Below are 18,643 nucleotides of genomic sequence, written 5' to 3' on the forward strand. Positions count from 1 at the left end.
AATTTATACTTCAATATAATAAGGGCTTGCACACCACAGTTATGATACAAACCCGTTTTCATGTTACCTTACAATCTTTCAATTCCCGTTCTTTGTAAAGATAGGGTTTACCAGTTCCGAAAATACATGGTTCCTGCCGATAGGCTCATGCACATTCCCCGATACATAGTAGGCAAGCTCCTTTTCTGCGGCTGTTGGATACAGCTTAAAGAAAGTTTCCAGAAAAGCGGTAGCGTTATTGATTGTATCTGCGTCCACGCTGTTATCGGCTTCTGGTGTCTTTGATTCATAGTCTGATTTTGCGATTGCTGAGGAAAGGGTAGGATTCTGAACGATTACCATATCCCCGTCAGCATCCCCATGGACTTTTACCGTATAGGTTGCTGTTACATTGTTTGTCTGGTCGCCCTCTTTTATCTGCTGATCTACTTCGTAGGTAGCAGAAAAAGTGTCCGTTCCCGACTGCTCGATATTCCACACAATCACATCTGTAACCGCAGAGCTGGTCGGTATATCCGTTTTGATAGTATCTACATTCAAGTCCTACAACTCCTTTGTCAGATAACCGCTGATTGCCTGCGTCCTTGCTTCAATAGCTTCGTTGCTGTTGCTCCATGTGTAATAGGACTTCTCAAAGTTCTTCACGAAATTTTCAATCCCGTTGGTATCGTTTAATCGTAACTGTATAGTTTGTCAACCTTGTGTATTCATGCCTTTTAGAAGTAATGTTTAAATTTAATCCCAACCTATCACATAGCTTTTTAGTAGATATAGCCACATAGCCAGTTGCATTTGTTTTTTTGCATATTTAAGTATTCAATATTTCAAAACATATTTTATTGTGACAAATGCAAAATTGAATAAATTTTTCCAATAGTTTTTTTAATAGGTCTATCTTTATAGAAATAGTATTCTACATATTTCCATTTGTCTGGATTGTATATTAACACTTTACTTGTACAGTCATCTTTCTCCAATGAAAAATTTATAGCTTTCATTTGTTCCATTGGTGTAATTTCATGTTCAATTTCAAGAGCAAACTTTGACAGATTAAAGTCTTTTCCCAAACAACATGTTATTGGAATACCTATATTTATTTTTTGCCAACCGAATGAACTTAAAATATTATCATAGTAACCATCAAAAATGAATTTGTTCATGCCATCATTATTCTGCCATACATATAGTGGAGAATACTCATTACAACTCTTTGAAGAATCTCTTTTTTCAGATATGAGATATGCTTTAAATATTAAATCTTGAAAGCCATCCGTCCTATGTCCATTATCAGCTACTCGCTGTCTAATCATGTTCATGTCGTAGTTATCTGGTAGTGAAATCTTATATTGCATAGCAATCATTATTTTATCCTCCTATCTATCCTGCTTCAAATTTCAATTTAATTATACATATTAGTTCGTTATGTGTATAATAGTTGTAAATGATGATAGATATCATTTTAAATAATACTGGAGGTGCTATTATGGAAAGTCTGGAACTTAGAATATTTAGGGAAGTTGCTTATACAAAATCAATATCGAAAACTGCGGAAAATATGGGGTATGTTCAATCTAATATAACTGCACATATCAAAAAACTGGAAGGTGAATTAAACACGACACTATTCATTCGCCATAGCAAAGGCGTAACCCTCACAAAAGATGGAGAAAAATTACTGTATCAAGCAGAAAAGATAATCTCTTTACTCGATAAGACCTTACAATCTTTTCAGAACAATCCTAAAACTTTAAAAATTGGCACAACGCAGACAATAGCTGGTTATTTATTGCCCAAATGTATCATTGAATATCAAAAACAGTTTCCAAATGTGTCATTGTCAGTTTCTACACTAAATCAAGACGAATTAGACCAGAGTCTATCTAATGGACTATTAGATTGTATAATCACTAACAGTACCCACAATATTACACAAGGTAGGCGGATTTTGGAATTTCAAGACAATTTAATGCTGGCAACTCCATGCTCCTGCAATTCCATAAATGATATTTTTACATATCCAATTATCATAAATAATATCAAGTCCTGCCCCTACAGAAAAGCTCTTTTGGATTGGTGGAACTTACATCAATCGAAGTCACCAATGATAATTGAATTAGATACTGTAGAAGCAATTCTTAATACCGTTGCTATGGGCGGTGGAATATCATTATTACCAAAGTATATTTTAGCAGATAAACAAAATATCAATAGCTTCTATATTGAAGATTTGCAATATACATCGATTCATATGTGGATTGCTATGAATAAGCTTCCATCAGAATATTTTGCTTTAAAGGACATTCTAAAAAAACAATTTAAAATAGATAACAACTAAGGCAGATAACCACGACACGGTGTACCTGCCTTTTACTATGTTATTCTACAATCTTCCAGTTATTATCTTTATGTAGCACTAGCTCAAACTGCGATACCTGCGTTGCCTTTGTCTGATTTACCATAAATCAAATTTGCCTGTTATCCACGGTAACTGCGATAACAGTTCCATATCTTCTTTTAAATTTGGATTTATCCTTTTTACAGCATAGTAAGGTGTTTTATACTTGTGTCCCTCTGTGCTTTCCCCGAACATATCCATGCTGTATAAATCATCATAACGGTCTAACATTTTTTGAAACTTCAAATGCTGGATAAATTCTTTGATTGGGTAAAGGTCAGACGCTTCCATGTTCTTTCCGCTGATGTAATCTGTAATATATTTGCGTAGCTGTTCTAATTCATATTCCAGCCATTCTTCTTCGCTGTCAAAGAAGTTATCATAATGTCCATGTTTCAGTTCTGCATTTAAACGTTCTTCCGCTCTTAGAAACTGGCAGACTTCCTTTTCTGCTTGATTGGCATATTTCCATTCCCCCGATAACAATTCGTTCGGTGTTACGTCCAGCACTTCCATTATCTTTTCCAGCGTATCATAAGCAGGATAATTCAACCCTCTTTCAATCTTGGAAAGGCTCTGCATATTGATACCAATTTTGTCCGCAAGCTCCTGTTGTTTCATTCCTCTGAATTTTCTTATGGTCTGTATATTATTTCCTAAATGGCTTATTTTCATCGCATAGCCCTCCATATCTCATTATATCTTCACTGTTATAAGTCTATCACGCCTAATATGGCTTTTAAAGGCAAAAAAAGATATTGACAAATAAGCATATAAGAATTACTATGTTCTTGTAATCGAATAAGCACAATAGAATGAAATATAAGAACATTCAAAAAGTAAAACCTATCTGATTAAGCCCGTAAATATGAATAATGATTGAAATGGTACTTGTTAGAAAAGGGAAAAACAGGCTTGGATGACAAAGCATTTCCGTCCTTTGACGGCTGGGCGAGACTGCGAGCCTTGTATGTGCCCCCGTTCTCTAACAGGGGGGGCACTATTTCAGAAAAAACAAGGCAAAAACCATACAATCCCAAAGTTATGCGTAATAAACGGTCTGATCGGATATGTTACAACATACGCTCAGCAGTTCTATGGACTTACCGCAACAACAGCTGCCACTCTGGGCGGTATTCGGTATCTACTCCAGGGTGTCGGAGGTATCGTCGGAGGCTTCCTTGCTGATAAGCTGCACTCACGTATTAAAGTAATCGTCGGCGGATGTATCGGATTTATATTTATCTATGCAGTGAGAAGCCAATACTTCGCAGTACATCAGGACGCGGGCATTCCGCTTGAGCTCAGTGGCCGTGTCTCCGGTATCTCTTCCGCACTTGGCTATATGCCTGATATGTTCATGTATACTCTGGTCGGAAGCTGGATGGATAACTATGGAAGAACCGGTTATAACATGACATGGGCATATGCAATGGCCGCTGCTGCTCTGTGTATCGTTCTTTCCTTTATTCTAAGCAAGGTTGTGAAAAAAGAGCAGAAACCTCAGGTATAACAAACAAATAACAGGGCTGCTGCAAAATCTATTATTCTGCAACAGCCCTACATTCTGTATTAAATGTCTTGATCTTTCCTATCCGTGCATCTAAAATCTGATCGGTAACCCGAAGCAATCTTCTTTGTAAAAAAGTGTCTTCGACACTTCAACTCCCCTGCCCCTCACTCATGAGGGGTTAAGGCTTTTCTTTTGTCTCTTTTTCCTTCATAATAGTCCTATGAATATATTACAGAAAATCTTTTGTGACCATTATGAAGAAATCAAATATACTCTCCATCCTCGTCCTTCTGTCATCCAAAACATTGACCGGATGCTTCATTGTGGCGACCCTTCTTTCGGTGGTGCCATGTATGGATGCTCCAAATGTGGCAACTTAAAGTTTGTTCCTTTTCGTTGCAAAAGCCGTTTCTGTCCTACCTGCGGTGCCAAGTATTCCATTGACCGCACTACTTCTATGGCTTTTAAAATCATCAACGTCAAACACAGACATTGTGTTTTTACCATTGCAGATGAACTTCGCTCTTACTTCCTCCAGGATCGTTCTCTTCTTAACTGCCTTTTTTCTGCTGTAAGAAGTGTCATTCTCCGCATGTTCCACAAGGATAATCAAACAGAATTATTTACTCCTGGTTTCATTCTTGTCCTTCATACCTTTGGCAGAGATTTGAAATGGAACCCGCATATCCACTGTCTCCTTTCAGAAGGTGGGCTGGGCAAAAGTGGCCTTTGGCGGGCAAAATCTCATTTCAACTATGGTTTCATGCGCAGCTCCTTTCAAACTGCACTTTTAAATGAACTTAAGAAGAAACTTCCACATTCTTTCAAAGATGTGGTCTCTCAGGTTTACAAAAACAGCAGGGATGGCTTTTATGTCTATGCAAAACCAAACCGCTGTAAGCCAAAACAGGTGATTAACTACATCGGCCGGTATCTGGGCAGACCCGTCATCGCCACTTCCCGCATTGATCACTACAACTCTATTGATGATACGGTCACGTTTCACTACAACCGTCATGAAGATGATCACTATGTGGAAGAAACTCTTCCCTCCATGGATTTCATCAAAAGACTGATCCGACACATTCCAGAAAAACATTTTAAACAAGTTCGTTACTATGGGCTTTATGCCAGATCCCATATAGAAGATTACAAACTCCATCATGCGATTCATATATCAAAGCATAAATTTTATCTTTCTATGAACAGATGGCGGGACTGTATCAGCCTCTCTTTTGGATATGACCCGATTCAATGTCCATGCTGTAACCAAAAAATGGAATTGCTTGAAATCTATCATAATCACAAGCGCGTTTCTCTCGATGAACTTTATCGAAAAGCCAAGGAAAAATATCATGGTCCTTAATCTTTACTCCCACAGCCTCCTCCGCTGTGATATACTGAACCAAACGGAGGACAATCAAAATGGATCCAAAACACATCGAGGAACTCAGACAAACGTATATGCAGCATCCACCTGAAGGGATGACCACGAAAGACATCAAATCTATGAGCGATGATGACTTACTGGATATGGATTATTTCCTGCATGAGGAGGATGATCTTGATGATGAAATTGGAGAAGAAGGTTTTTATCTCTTCTAATCCATTTCATCTGTTTGCCATGCCCATCTTTTGATGGGTATATTTTTTTATTCTAAACACCCCTTTATAGGAAACGACAAGTTTCCTATAAAGGAACAAAGTGGGCAAGCCCACTTCAACGCCCCAACCCCTCACTCTTTGAGGGGCTTGACAACTTTGCGTGCCAGATGCAATTTGCCGCAGGCAAATAATTTCCTTACGCATCTGTGCACAACCCGCGGAGCGTTTTTATTTCATAGGGAAGGTCGTAGAACTTTCCTATGAAATAAAAAAACGGTTAAGTTCTGTAATCGAACTTAACCGTTACTTATAATGCAGAAGAAGAGACTCGAACTCTCACGGGAGTAATCCCACTGCCGCCTGAAGACAGCGCGTCTGCCAGTTCCGCCACTTCTGCATGTCTCAAGCATGATTAATAATACACGATTCCAAAGAAAATATCCAGTCTTTTTTTAATTTTTCTTGTACTTTTTTACATACACGCCTGAAACTATTGAAAATTTTCTGCTGTTCCTGCATCCACTTTTCGATCTCATTGGTATCACGAAATGGTCCGAAATAGAGTTTCGTATAAAACTTTCCGACCTGGATCGCGGTGCTCTCTTTAAACGGTGTGCCATCCACAAAGGAGTAATCTGTAAGGGAAGTCCCGTCCTGGATATATTCCTGATATCCGAAATCCGGTGCCGCTGTGACATTGAATACCTTTCCATTGCCCCCTGCTGATCCGATGCCTGGCATTCCTGTCGTCTCATCGCCCTAGGCAACGATCACAGTATTTCTTATCCGCAACATTTCTTAAAGTGCTGCCGATAGCTCCTATAAGCCATATGTCCGGATTTCCTTCTGCAAGAAGCGATCCACGGGAACTATTGCAACGATGGTCTTCTATCCCTGCATATTCACACTGTACCCGAATTGCAGGTCAGCTGATTCTCCCCGACCAAAGTGATCGTGACATCTATCTGTCTCTACTCCTTCCAGCACTTCGATGTTATTGGAAGTTGTCGTACCTGTGATCCGGTATCCTTTCGGATTCAGGCTTGTCTTATTCTGTGCAAGACTGCCCCGGTGGCCCCATTTTTTGTGATCCGAATATCCCCCTGACTCACATCGAGAACTGTCTGCCCATCCATCTTTCTACTCACCGTCTAACAATTCCGCAAGCTTTCTGGAAATCTCCAATACAATCTTTTTATCTCTCGGCCCGCAGTTTTCAATCACCGCGTCAAGCTCTTTCACAAAAATATCCTCTTTCATTTCCGGTGACTGATAACTGTCCATCAGCAGGTAGTCCACAGAAACTCCTAATACATTGCTGATCTCAACCAACGTGGGAAGTGAAACCTTTGTCTTTGCCGTTTCAATATTTGAAATATGGCTGACCGACAGATCAACTTTCTCAGCTAAATACTCCTGAGTCATGTTCTGTTTTCTCCTCACTTCTTTTATTTTCCGTCCCAGCGCTTCATAATTCATTTTCATACACTACTCCACTTCTTACATATTTATGAATCGAGAGCAACAAACTCCTGCTTACATAAATATTTTCTATTTTTAAAATACATTTTTCTGTCTCTATTGTCTCCGTTATTTGTTTTTGTTAGAATAGCTTATATAAATAAAAATCATTTACATAGTTTAAAAGGTGAATTTTATGGACAAAAAATACTTATTTAAGGTCTGGGTTCTGTGTACTTTTCTCATCTTTCTTTCTCTGTTCCTGTCATTGTTCCAATACAGGCAAAGAGAAAAATGGGCAAAAAAAGTCGTCGAAAGGTGGCGTATAAAATACCGTCCCTTCGACGATGATTCGTCAGAATCTTTATAATCTTTTCATGATCTCATAGCATCGGTTGGTCACATAGCCGGCCCATGTGTTCCCAACACAGTAGCACTGATTGACTCCTTTTACTGTGGGGCCGTGATAATAAGCCCCTCCCTTGACCAGATACTTTTCTTTCAGCAGTTTGGCAGTCATCAGAAGATTCTCTTCCTTAGTCGGCGCATTGATGCCTTTGGCGCTGTCAGATGTGACCCCGTAGCCTGTGAGGTTGTGGTCCTCCCTGGCACGCCTGCTGGTCCCCCAGGCGCTCTCATGGATAGCAATGCCCATCACAGCGACTGCATTGACCCCATATTTCTTCTCACACTTATAAAATGCGGGAGCCTGTTCTTCAAGAGCGGAACCCTTCAGCATCAGACGAATCTCTTCCACTGACAAGTTACTTTTCTTCAGAAGATTCATCGGATCAAATACGCGGGGCTTATCCGCCTTCAGCTCTTTGATCTGCTTCTTGAGTGACCTTATCTTTTTCCCGCTCTTTTTCAGTTCCTTCAGCCTCTGCTCCTGTGTTTTGTCGCAGTTTAAAATCTGTTGGTCCAAATACTGCTTTAACTGGATCGTCTCTTCATCTTCAATGACATCCGCCACCTTCACTTCACCGGCTACATCGAAATTATAGTTTTCTGCGATGTCTTTGAGATAACCGTTCTTGGTCTTTACTGACAGTTCCAGAAGCAAATGATTGACTCTGTGGCCGATCTGAGTGTCATTCACGTCCTTCTTCACCCCGGTCAATGCCACTACACCCGGAATCGCCACACTGCCGCTCTGCTCATTCAGTGCCTGATAAAACTTCTGGATCTCTTCCTTTAACTTATCCGCATGAATGAGACTCTGCTCCAGGCTTTCTTCCCTCAAGAGCTGTCTTTTTAATTTTTCCTCTCTGGCAAGAGCTGTCTCTGATCTGACGGAAACAGACTCCTCCGGAGCGACGATCTTCTTTTCTTTCTCTTTCTTCTTATCTTTTTTCTTTTTTAGTTTCTTCTTGCTCTTTTTCTTCTTGTTATGTACTTTTTCTGTCTTTGCTTTGTCCCCCTTTTTCTCTGTGGCAGGCTTTTCTGAAGCCGTTGTAGGTTTAGGCTCCTGTGCTGCCGTCTGTTCTTCTGTGGTCGCCTCTGTCTCTGTTTCTGAAGCACTGGATGATGAAGTCTCAGCAGTGTCCTTTGCTTTATCCGGTTCCACGGCGTATGCCGGCACCGACACGCTCAGAGTAAGAATGACCATACATAAAACACCTGCGGCCTTTCTTAAAGCTTTATTCACGATAATACCCCCCTTATATATTACCCATGATACATCGGCTGTCATAATTTTGCAACTCTCAGAGATAAATTCAGATTTTTTTAATAAATCTAAAAATCCCGGAAACCGAAGTCTCCGGGAAATTAATTTTATTCTTGTATATTCTTTTGTTACTGGATGATCCTTCTTGCACATACAGGAGTCCGGTAGAATGCATTTGAGACCTTGATTCCTCCTTTTGGATAAGGAGCTGAATTACTTGCATGCACAACCTGTCCACCGCCGATATAAAGGGCTACGTGGTTGATGCTTCCGCCGCTTCCGTAAAAGATAAGATCTCCTGCACGGAGATTACTTGTGGAAACTGCGACACCTTCAGAGGCCTGTGAACTGGACGTTCTGCTGATGCTGTATCCGAACTTGGCCAGGACCTGCTGTGTAAATCCGGAACAGTCGATTCCGTTCGAGAGGCTGTTTCCGCCGTAGCGGTACGGGTTCCCTACAAACTGCAGTGCGTAGTTCGCCACTCTTTTTCCTGTAGATGTTCCTGAAACGCTTGCAGATGCCGGAATCGATTCCCTGCTCTGGCTGCTTCCGGTGCTCTGCGTGTCTGCGGAACTGCTTCCTGATGACTGGACTGAGTTCTGAACAGTCTGCTGTTCCCGGGCTTCCCGGGCTTTTCTTTCTGCTTCCAGCTTTGCCTGGCGCTCTGCCTCAATCTGCTTCATAGATTTTGCTTTTTTAAATTTATATTTTACATCCACATAATCTTTTGAAACATATCCGGTTTCACCATCGACTTTTACCTTTGCCCAGTCACTGTTCTGTTTTTTCACCTTATAAGTTTCATCCTGGGAGACTAATGTCACTACATCAGCGTTTTTAGAAGCTTTTTCCCTGACCCTGAGAGTCTCTGTGGTGACTTTTGCAACCTTCTTAATATTTTTCTCTGCAAATGCCTGTATATCGTCTTCAAAGACAAGATAGTCATTTTTCGCATAACCGGTCACATCCCCAGATTTCACTTTAGTCCATTCTGTACCTTTTTTTACAATGGTCCCGAGTGCTCCTCTTTTCATCTTTCCTAAAATCTTGGAATCTGTATTCGGCTTCTTTCTTATGTTCAAAGTAGAGGAGCTCTTTACTTTCGCAACTACTTTATCGGCATACTTGCTCTGCTCCTGGTTGTTTTCTTTTTTCTGGTCTTCCGCTGCCGGCTTCGCTGTTTCTTTTGGTGCCGCATTTACAGGAGCCGATGTCAATATCATACCTGCCATGGCCACTACTGCGGCGGACAGTTTCATCTTCTTGATAATCATGTTTCCTCCTCAAATTCTAAATGTTACAATTTTGTTAAGATCGTTGTTACAGGTGTTATTATAACACGCCCAGCCTCCATGTCAATACTTTTTAAATAATTTCGTAATAGTTTCGTAATAAATACGCATGTTCTGTAACATTATAGAGAAACATGTCAAACGGAGGTATTTAATGTAAAAAACACCCTTCCTGCGGGATACAGTTTTTATACTGTATCCCGCAGAAAGGGCATCTGAAAGCCGCAAGGGCCGTAAAATCAAATGATATGTTTACGCTAATTTTCCTTTTGCAACGTCTACCAGTGCTGTAAACGCTTCCGGATTGCTGATTGCCATCTCAGAAAGCATCTTTCTGTTGATGTCAACTTCCGCTAACTTTAATCCGTGCATGAATTTACTGTAAGATAAACCGTTCATTCTTGCAGCTGCATTGATACGTGCGATCCATAACTGTCTGAACTGGCGTTTTCTCTGTTTTCTTCCTGCGTAAGAAGATGTGAGAGCTCTCATAACAGACTGTTTTGCAACTCTATACTGTTTTGATCTGGCACCTCTGTAACCCTTTGCCAGCTTTAATACTTTATTATGTTTCTTTCTCGCGTTCATTCCGCCTTTGATTCTTGCCATTTCTTATAGTACCTCCTTCAATATTCTATCTTATAAATACGGTAAAATCTTCTTCATTACTTTTGCGTTTGTAGAATCTGTCACTGCAGATTTTCTAAGATTTCTCTTTCTCTTAGGAGATTTTTTTGTTAAGATATGGCTCTTATATGCCTTATTTCTTTTTAATTTTCCTGTTCCTGTCTTTTTAAATCTTTTTGCTGCTGCTCTACATGTCTTTACTTTTGGCATGATAATTTCCTCCTTGTACTTTCTTCTTTCTTCCTGGCACTAGTTCTTAGGTGCTAAAAACATAATCATACTTCTGCCTTCAAATTTAGGACGTTTATCAACGGTCGCTACGTCATCTAAAGCTTTTGCAAACTCATCAAGGATTCCCTTGCTGGAATTTACATGGGCAAGCTCTCTTCCTCTGAAACGAAGCGTTACTTTAACGCGGGCACCCTTAGACAAAAACTTTCTGGCATGGCTGATCTTTGTATTCAGATCATTCGTATCGATGTTCGGAGACATCCGAACCTCTTTCACCTCAACAGTCTTCTGCTTCTTCTTCGCTTCCTTCTCCTTGCGGGCCAGTTCATACTTATACTTTCCGTAATTGATAATCTTGCACACAGGCGGTTTCGCTTTCGGAGAAATCTTCACCAAATCCAGTTCAGCCTCATCAGCTTTTTTCTGAGCTTCCCTTGCGGACATAATCCCTAACTGTGATCCATCTTCTCCGATCAGCCGCACTTCTTTGTCTCTGATTTGTCCATTGATCATTAAATCGCTAATAACGTTACACCTCCATAAAAAATAAGTGGATAGTCAGACTATCCACTTTACATTCAAGCATGATTATAGAATCAATTTCTTAAATATTAACCCAAGTCACTCCGGTGCTAAGGTGAGAGTGGATACTCTTCTTTCTTGTTCCTGTTGTTTCTCACAACTCTTAATATCATACAATCAAAATCTGATCCTGTCAACTGTTTTTGTCTACTCTTTGCTGAATTCCACCAGTTCCAGTCCTTCGTTGCGGTCCAGAACAAATTGGATGCCCCATTCGTTTTTAAATAAAAGAAGGGGATTTCCTCTCATATCCCGGACTTTCTTTACCTCTGCAACGCCTTTTAATTTATTCATGTCTGTCTTGACGTCCTTAATCCAGCGGATCGCCTGGTACGGAAGCGGCTCCAGACGGATCTCGCAGTTGTATTCATTCTCCAGACGGTATTTTAACACATCAAACTGCAGGGTTCCGACGACTCCCACTATGATTTCGGCAAAACCGGCCTGGTGTTCCTGGAATATCTGAATGGCACCTTCCTGGGCGATCTGCTCCACACCTTTTACAAACTGCTTTCTCTTCATAGAGTCCAGCTGAATGACCCTGGCAAAATGCTCCGGCGCAAACGTAGGGATTCCCTCATACTCAAAGTCGTCTTTCGGCATGCAGACCGTATCTCCAATAGAAAAGATCCCCGGATCAAATACCCCGATGATATCTCCGGCATAGGCCTCCTCTACAATTTTCCTCTCCTGTGCCATGATCTGCTGCGGCTGGGAAAGGCGCATCTTCTTTTTGCTCTGTACATGTTTTACTTCCATATTGGCTTCAAATTTACCGGAGCAGATCCTCATAAAAGCGATCCTGTCCCTGTGGTTTTTATTCATGTTTGCCTGAATCTTGAAGACAAAAGCGGAAAAATCATGTTCCGCAGGAGCGATCTCTGTCCCTTTTGATACTCTCGGAAGCGGCGCTGTGGTCATTTGAAGGAAATGCTCCAGAAACGGCTGCACACCAAAGTTCGTCAGCGCAGATCCAAAAAATACCGGGGACAGCTCACCCTTATGGACCTTTTCCATATCGAGAGGCTGGGATGCACCGTCCAGGAGTTCAATCTCTTCCATAAGATTTTCATAGAAGTCCTCTCCTATCATCTGCTCAGCCTGTCCGTTATCAATGGAAACGATGGTCTCTTTCGCCTCCTTGGAACCGCCTGTGGATACTGATTCAAATCCCAGGATTTCTCTGCTGTTTCTCTCATAAACTCCCTTAAACTCTTTTCCGCATCCAATCGGCCAGTTGACCGGACAGGTGTCAATCCCGAGCACTTTTTCAATATTATCCAGGAGTTCAAATGTATCTTTTGCCTCCCGGTCCATTTTATTAATAAAAGTAAAAATAGGAATGTGCCTCATGACACAGACTTTAAACAATTTGATCGTCTGTGCCTCCACACCTTTGGACGCGTCAATGACCATCACCGCACAGTCCGCAGCCATCAGAGTCCGGTAGGTATCCTCAGAAAAGTCCTCATGTCCCGGCGTGTCCAGGATATTGATGCAGTAGTCATCGTATTCAAACTGAAGAACAGAGGAAGTCACAGAGATTCCTCTCTCTTTTTCAATTTCCATCCAGTCTGAGACTGCATGTTTTGCGTTGGCCTTTCCTTTTACCGAACCTGCCGTGTTGATCGCTCCCCCATATAACAGAAACTTTTCTGTAAGTGTTGTCTTGCCCGCATCCGGGTGAGAGATGATCGCAAAGGTCCTCCTTCGTCCGATTTCCTTTTCTATGCTGCTTGCCATTCTATCTTCCTCTTTCCTTATTTCTTGATTTGAGCCGTTATCTCATTCATTCTATTTGATAACATACCTAGTCATATTAGCATAACGCGAGACAAAATTCTACCCATATTTATAACATTGGCAGCTTTGAAAAATAAAACGCCTGCAGGAAATCTGCAGGCGCTTCTCTATGATCTTCTATTTTTCAATAATTCCCTGTTCTACAAGGTAATCATGTGCCGCTTCTCTCGGCTCCTTTCCAAGTTCATCTACTTCATAATTCATTTCCATCATGGCTTCATTGGTCAATGCAGAACTCAGTTCATTGATAACTTTCTCAAGTTCCGGATATTTTTTAAGTGTATCTTCTCTGATGACCGGCACTGCGTAATATGGCGGAAAATATTTTTTGTCATCTTCCAGCACCTTCAGCTTAAACTTCTTTAACAGACCGTCTGTGGCAAAAGCATCTACCACATCAACTTTTTTATTTTCTAAAGCCGTATATCTCGGTGAGCCGTCAATTCCTGTTTCGCTCTTAAACTTAAAACCGTAAGTTTTACACAATCCGGGGATTCCGTCAGCACGGTTCAGGAACTCCAGAGTGGACCCGATACTCAGTTCTGAACCGACTCCCCGTAAATCGCTGATTTTGTTCAGATTATATTTTTTTGCAGTCTCTTTGGTCACAGCCAGTGTATAGGTATTGTTAAACTTCGTCTGATCCAGGACTTCAAAATTGTTCTTTTCCTTAAAATACTTCTTCAAAGTCCTGTAGACTTTATCCATGTCATCCGTGGATTTTTCCTTTAAAATATTCATATATGCGGTACCTGTGTATTCCACATACATGTCGATCTCGCCTTTGTCCTGGGCTTCATAGCAGACTTCGCTTCCGCCCAGATTCTCTCGGCGGTCCACTTTAATGTCTGTTTTATCCTCGATCACATCGGCATACAGGTTACAGAGTACCAGCTGTTCCGTAAAATCCTTGCTTCCGATGGCAATCCTCTTATCATCTCCCCTGAAGCTTGCAATTATCGAATTGCCCATGATGGCAGCTACCAGAATTCCTACCAGTACAAGGACACCTTTCTGGCGTCTTCTCTTTCTTTTTAACTGTTCTTTTGAACCTTCATATCCCTGCTGCAGACTGATCGGCGTCACAAGCTTTTCAATCAGCCCTGTGAGATAATCTACCAGAAGTGCCAGGATACAGGACGGAATAGCCCCTGCCAGGATCTGGGCATTGTTGACCGTACGGATTCCTGAAAACACCAGATATCCGAGTCCTCCGGCACCGATAAATGCAGCCATGGTCATAAGCCCCACTGCAGTTACCGCAGAAATCCTCACACCTGCCATGATGATCGGCAGGGCCAGAGGTATTTTAACTTTAAACAGCACCTGTGCTTTTGTTAATCCGATTCCCTTGGCCGCTTCCACCATTTCCGGACTGATGCTGTTAATACCGGTAAAGGTATTCTTTATGATGGGAAGCAGGGAATAAATAATAACCATCACAACAGCCGGCAGGGTACCAATTCCTAACAGAGGAATGGACAGTCCCAAAAGCGCCATGCTTGGGATCGCCTGCACTACATTTGCGACTCCAAGAACCGGTTTATTTAAGTTCTTCACATAGCTGATCAGGATGCCGAGAGGGACACCGACGAGAATAGAGCAGCCCACTGCTATGGCGGTGAGTTCGATATGTTCTGTCACCAGAGATAAAATCTGTTCTTTGTTTTGTATCATATATTGAATAAATTCCATCGGTTACACCTCCTTCTCTGTCATATCTTTCTGGTCTTCATCTGACGGCCGCACCGCTGTATCTTCATCGTCTTCTGTTAAATACTGCTGGCTCAGCGTAGAGATCAGGTTGCTGTTTGTGATCAGTCCAAGTACCTTCTCATTTTCATCAACTACAGGAATATTCCCTACATCATATTCGTCGATCAGTTTTAAAAGCTTCAGGATATTGTCATCCGGACTTGCAGTCAGAACATCTGTCTTCATCATGGTCTCCGCTGCAGCCAGCGGATTCTTGGCACGGTACAGAGCTTTTCTGTTGACCATGCCCTGGAGCTTCCTGTTTTTATCTACTACAAGCAGGGTATCTACATGCCGTTCTTTCATCCTTTTGACACATCGGGTCCTGGACAGGTCCCCGTTACAGGTGACCGGATTTTCAATCATAATATCCTCCACCTTTATGTACTCCGGTGACCCCCAGATACGGTTCTTCCCTACAAAGTTTTCTACGAACTCGTTTGCAGGGTTTTTAAGGATTTCTTCCGGTGTATCATATTGGAGAATATGGCCGTCTTTCATGATGCAGATTTTGTCTGCGATCTTGATCGCCTCATCCATATCGTGGGTGACAAATACGATGGTTTTGTCCACTTTCTCATGAAGAGCAATCAGCTCGTCCTGAAGACTGACCCTTGTCATTGGGTCCAGCGCCGAAAAAGGTTCGTCCATCAGAATGATTTTTGGATTATTCGCGAGTGCTCTGGCGACACCGACACGCTGCTGCTGTCCTCCGCTCAGATCATTGGGATAGCGGTCCAGGAATTCATCTCCGTTAAGACCGACCATATCCATAAGATATTCCGTATTCTTCCTGATCTGTTCTTCGTCCTTTTTTTCTAATCTTTGAATCAGTTCGATGTTCTCTCTGACCGTCATATGAGGAAACAGCCCGGCCTGCTGTATAACATATCCGATACTGCGCCGCATCTCGACTTTGTTCATATCTTCAATGTCTTTTCCGTCGATAAAAATCTTGCCTTTCGTCGGACGGATCAGCCGGTTGATCATCTTCAGCGTTGTGGTTTTTCCGCAGCCGCTGGAACCGATAATCGCCACCAGTTCCCCATCTTCAATCGTCAGAGAGATATCCGACAGGACTTTATTATCTTTAAAACTCTTAGTTACATGTTGAAACTCTATCATTCAATTCACTCCTTTTGTATAAACAGTCAAAAGGATCTGTATCTCTCCAGATCCTTTTATTCTGTTTCCTATAAAACAAATTTAATTTGTTCTATATATAGAATTGTCAGCACTGTATCTTTCAGTTTACCATATTTGAAAACTTTTTTCCACTCAGGCACAAGGGGCACTGTACAGCCGCTGTACAATGCCCCTTGTTATATTTTCTTAAAACAGGTCAAACAGACTCATCTGCCTGGCTTCATACGGACGCCTGTATGCCCTAATGATATGACGCATATTAAACAGAATACCCGCATCATTGCAGGCGGCCGCAAACCGGCTCCACAGCTGTTTTACATGCGGACTGGTACACTGGTATCGGTCTCCATACCTCTTCTTATATTTTTCCCTCAAATTTTCATCCGGAAACAGTCTGTCCAGTTTCTCAAAATACCATTCTCTCTGATTCTGTCTCAATGTCACTCCGAAGGCAGGATAGATGAAATCTGCTCCACATTCTTTCGCTGCCTTAACAATACCAAGAATATTTTCTTCTGTATCCTCGATCCACGGAAGCACCGGCATCATTAAGATCCCTGCAAAAATCCCCGCGTCTTTGAGTTTCGCAAGAGCCTCAAACCGTTCAGATGACAGGGATACCCCCGGCTCTATTTTTCTGCAGAGAGTGTCGTCACAGGTCGTAATCGTCAGCTTGCAGATTACAGGGGAATGTTCCTTTATCTCTTCCAGAATGTCGATGTCTCTTGTAATCATGGCACTTTTCGTTGCAATGGCACTGCCAAAGCCGAAAGCGTTGATCAGTTCCTGGGCATGCCTGGTCAGCATCAGTTCTTTTTCAAAAGGATTGTACGGATCACTCATGGCGCCGGTTGCCACAACTCCCTTTTTTGTTTTCCTTCTCAGATCATCCCGGATAATTTCCATGGCATGTTCTTTCGCTTTCACCTGATCAAAATTCTCAATATGATAACAGTCACTCCGGCTGTCACAATAAATACAACCGTGGCAGCAGCCACGGTATATATTCATATTATAATCTCCGCCGAACCAGGAGTCCCCCGGTCCTCTGGTTATGATATGCTTTGCTTTCACATAATCCATTTTTGTGTATCACTCCTTCAGTGCAATATACATATGAATTTCTGAGTCTTCCAGCGTGCCTCCCGGCTGGTATTCTTCAAAATCCCCTGTAAAGCTGCGGTTTAAATCCATCTTCCACAGCTTGATCCAAAACTCGGTCACAGCTTTCTGCATATGGCCCCGGACAATAAACTTTGCATATTTTCCTTCTGGGATCACAATGAAAGTAAGTCCTTCCTGGTCCTGTTCGGTGCTGCTTACCTCGCATCCCACTGTGATCTGATATTCCTGCATACTCTCATCATTATAATCAGAATACAGGCCGATACTCTTTTCATTTACTTTGTTTGCAATGTTACAAAAGATCCCTTCTTTAAAAAAACGCCCCCACAGAGATCCTATCACCATCCCGGCATCCGGTGCATCATTGGATGTCCTCGCACTGATCCCTGCAACAATCTTTTCTTCTAATTCTACCACTTCATAATTCATAATTCTGCCTCCATTGTTTTTTCTTTATTGTACAACAGAGAACCTGACAGCTGTCTGTCAGGTTTTAAATATTTTCTTCATACCGGCCTGCCATGCGCCGGAGACGGCATTTCATTTCGCTGCGGACTTCTTTTGGCCCGAGCACCTCAAGCCCCGGCCCGAAGGATAAAAGCCATCCATACAGCCATTCTTCCCCGGAACATGGGAACGTGATATAAAAAAATCCCTCCTGCTCCCGAATCCAGTCCGGATCGAATTCATCATAGACACGGAATCCAAGACTTTTTTCTACCTTGACGGATACTTCCATATCATTCTTTTCTTCCAGAAGCGGCATTGTTTTCATATCCCGGATGTCTTTTCTCAAAAAGCGTTCTTCTGTTTTTTCCAGATTTTTAAGTCTCTTGAGTTTAAAGATCCTTATCTCCCTGCTCTTTTTGCAGAATGCAGCGAGATACCAGTCCATGCCGCGGAAATACAGCTGCATGGGCTCTGCCTCCCTTCTGGAATGTTCCCCCTTCGCATTATAGTAATCAAATATGACCACTTCCCTGTTAAGGATCGCTTCTTTCAGTTTTTCAAACAGTTCCTTTTCTCCCCCTGGGTTCCAGCGTGAAAAGTCTACGTAGACCCAGTTCTCATCGACCTTCTGGAACAGGCTGGACAATCTGGATAGAAGCTTTTCAGCATTCATGTGATTCGTGACTGCCATACATTGGAGTGAGAGAAGTATCTGATTTTGTTCCTCCTCCGTGAGGACAGACTTGTCCATGACAAAGTCTTCCAACAGGCCAATGCCCCCTCCTTTTCCCTGAGTACAGTATACCGGTATGCCCGCACTGCTCAGCGCATCGATATCCCGGTATATCGTTCTCACCGAAACCTCAAACCTCTCGGCGAGCTCCGGCGCTGTCACTTTCTTTTTCTCCAGCAAAATATAAATGATCTCAAATAAACGGCTGCTTGTCATAATGTTTCTCCTTTGCACCATTATATCATATAAGGTA

19 protein-coding genes, 1 tRNA gene and 1 pseudogene are annotated in these 18,643 nt (G+C 42.0%); 4 read left to right on the forward strand and 17 right to left on the reverse strand.

Features of this window, described 5'->3' with window-relative positions; genetic code table 11:
- Positions 1-81: 81 nt before the first annotated feature.
- Both QGT46_RS02700 and QGT46_RS02705 read right to left on the reverse strand, forming a co-directional pair.
- Positions 82-693, reverse strand: a pseudogene (locus QGT46_RS02700) (conjugal transfer protein); the annotation flags it as partial.
- A gap of 143 nt (positions 694-836) precedes the next feature.
- Positions 837-1,361: a DUF4865 family protein gene (locus tag QGT46_RS02705; RefSeq protein ID WP_024726875.1), complete on the reverse strand. Its 525-nt coding sequence runs from the start codon at positions 1,359-1,361 to the stop codon at positions 837-839.
- A 122-nt stretch (positions 1,362-1,483) separates the two neighbouring features.
- On the opposite strand from QGT46_RS02705, the gene QGT46_RS02710 reads away from it, so the two are divergent.
- Complete coding sequence (locus tag QGT46_RS02710) at positions 1,484-2,335, forward strand: LysR family transcriptional regulator (protein WP_024726874.1); 852 nt, start codon at positions 1,484-1,486, stop codon at positions 2,333-2,335.
- 117 nt (positions 2,336-2,452) lie between these two features.
- On the opposite strand, the gene QGT46_RS02715 is transcribed toward QGT46_RS02710, so the two are convergent.
- Positions 2,453-3,085, reverse strand: a complete 633-nt coding sequence (locus QGT46_RS02715) for a helix-turn-helix domain-containing protein (RefSeq protein ID WP_024726873.1) — start codon at positions 3,083-3,085, stop codon at positions 2,453-2,455.
- A 229-nt stretch (positions 3,086-3,314) separates the two neighbouring features.
- On the opposite strand from QGT46_RS02715, the gene QGT46_RS02720 reads away from it, so the two are divergent.
- The 3 genes from QGT46_RS02720 to QGT46_RS02730 all read left to right on the forward strand — a co-directional run bounded on the left by QGT46_RS02720 (position 3,315) and on the right by QGT46_RS02730 (position 5,513).
- The gene (locus tag QGT46_RS02720) at positions 3,315-3,908 is read left to right on the forward strand and encodes a hypothetical protein (protein WP_270430291.1); all 594 of its coding nucleotides are present in this window, start codon (positions 3,315-3,317) and stop codon (positions 3,906-3,908) included.
- A gap of 220 nt (positions 3,909-4,128) precedes the next feature.
- Positions 4,129-5,274, forward strand: a complete 1,146-nt coding sequence (locus QGT46_RS02725; protein WP_301589449.1) for an IS91 family transposase — start codon at positions 4,129-4,131, stop codon at positions 5,272-5,274.
- Between the two features lie 59 nt (positions 5,275-5,333).
- Positions 5,334-5,513: a hypothetical protein gene (locus tag QGT46_RS02730; RefSeq protein ID WP_024729447.1), complete on the forward strand. Its 180-nt coding sequence runs from the start codon at positions 5,334-5,336 to the stop codon at positions 5,511-5,513.
- A 313-nt stretch (positions 5,514-5,826) separates the two neighbouring features.
- Here the strand turns inward: QGT46_RS02730 and QGT46_RS02735 are convergent.
- The 14 genes from QGT46_RS02735 to QGT46_RS02800 all read right to left on the reverse strand — a co-directional run bounded on the left by QGT46_RS02735 (position 5,827) and on the right by QGT46_RS02800 (position 18,606).
- Positions 5,827-5,910 (reverse strand) — tRNA-Leu (locus tag QGT46_RS02735).
- A gap of 5 nt (positions 5,911-5,915) precedes the next feature.
- Entirely contained in the window at positions 5,916-6,254 is a 339-nt protein-coding gene (locus QGT46_RS02740) for a hypothetical protein (RefSeq protein ID WP_024726871.1), read from the reverse strand.
- 399 nt (positions 6,255-6,653) lie between these two features.
- Positions 6,654-6,998 (reverse strand): helix-turn-helix domain-containing protein, encoded by a 345-nt coding sequence (locus tag QGT46_RS02745; RefSeq protein ID WP_095142856.1) that lies wholly within the window; start codon positions 6,996-6,998, stop codon positions 6,654-6,656.
- 340 nt (positions 6,999-7,338) lie between these two features.
- Positions 7,339-8,622 (reverse strand): glucosaminidase domain-containing protein, encoded by a 1,284-nt coding sequence (locus tag QGT46_RS02750; protein ID WP_158221709.1) that lies wholly within the window; start codon positions 8,620-8,622, stop codon positions 7,339-7,341.
- Positions 8,623-8,771: 149 nt separating this feature from the next.
- Entirely contained in the window at positions 8,772-9,920 is a 1,149-nt protein-coding gene (locus tag QGT46_RS02755) for a C40 family peptidase (protein WP_148460176.1), read from the reverse strand.
- Positions 9,921-10,190: 270 nt separating this feature from the next.
- Entirely contained in the window at positions 10,191-10,547 is a 357-nt protein-coding gene (rplT, locus tag QGT46_RS02760) for a 50S ribosomal protein L20 (RefSeq protein WP_006569063.1), read from the reverse strand.
- 30 nt (positions 10,548-10,577) lie between these two features.
- Positions 10,578-10,775 carry a 50S ribosomal protein L35 gene (gene rpmI, locus QGT46_RS02765; protein WP_006569064.1) on the reverse strand — a complete coding sequence of 66 codons (198 nt, stop codon included), beginning with the start codon at positions 10,773-10,775 and terminating at the stop codon, positions 10,578-10,580.
- 39 nt (positions 10,776-10,814) lie between these two features.
- A complete protein-coding gene (infC, locus tag QGT46_RS02770) occupies positions 10,815-11,309 on the reverse strand; it encodes a translation initiation factor IF-3 (RefSeq protein ID WP_006569065.1) in 495 nt (164 codons plus the stop codon).
- 216 nt (positions 11,310-11,525) lie between these two features.
- Complete coding sequence (locus QGT46_RS02775; RefSeq protein WP_024726867.1) at positions 11,526-13,121, reverse strand: peptide chain release factor 3; 1,596 nt, start codon at positions 13,119-13,121, stop codon at positions 11,526-11,528.
- A 177-nt stretch (positions 13,122-13,298) separates the two neighbouring features.
- Complete coding sequence (locus QGT46_RS02780; protein ID WP_024726866.1) at positions 13,299-14,876, reverse strand: glycine betaine ABC transporter substrate-binding protein; 1,578 nt, start codon at positions 14,874-14,876, stop codon at positions 13,299-13,301.
- A gap of 3 nt (positions 14,877-14,879) precedes the next feature.
- Entirely contained in the window at positions 14,880-16,061 is a 1,182-nt protein-coding gene (locus QGT46_RS02785) for an ABC transporter ATP-binding protein (RefSeq protein ID WP_024726865.1), read from the reverse strand.
- 207 nt (positions 16,062-16,268) lie between these two features.
- Complete coding sequence (locus tag QGT46_RS02790; protein ID WP_270430290.1) at positions 16,269-17,165, reverse strand: SPL family radical SAM protein; 897 nt, start codon at positions 17,163-17,165, stop codon at positions 16,269-16,271.
- A 9-nt stretch (positions 17,166-17,174) separates the two neighbouring features.
- Positions 17,175-17,636, reverse strand: coding sequence for a GyrI-like domain-containing protein (locus tag QGT46_RS02795; RefSeq protein WP_024726863.1), 462 nt, complete (start codon positions 17,634-17,636; stop codon positions 17,175-17,177).
- A 64-nt stretch (positions 17,637-17,700) separates the two neighbouring features.
- Positions 17,701-18,606, reverse strand: a complete 906-nt coding sequence (locus QGT46_RS02800; protein ID WP_270430289.1) for a helix-turn-helix transcriptional regulator — start codon at positions 18,604-18,606, stop codon at positions 17,701-17,703.
- Positions 18,607-18,643 lie beyond the last annotated feature (37 nt).

Source organism: Anaerostipes faecis, assembly GCF_910574135.1.
GTDB classification, from domain to species: Bacteria; Bacillota; Clostridia; order Lachnospirales; family Lachnospiraceae; genus Anaerostipes; species Anaerostipes hominis.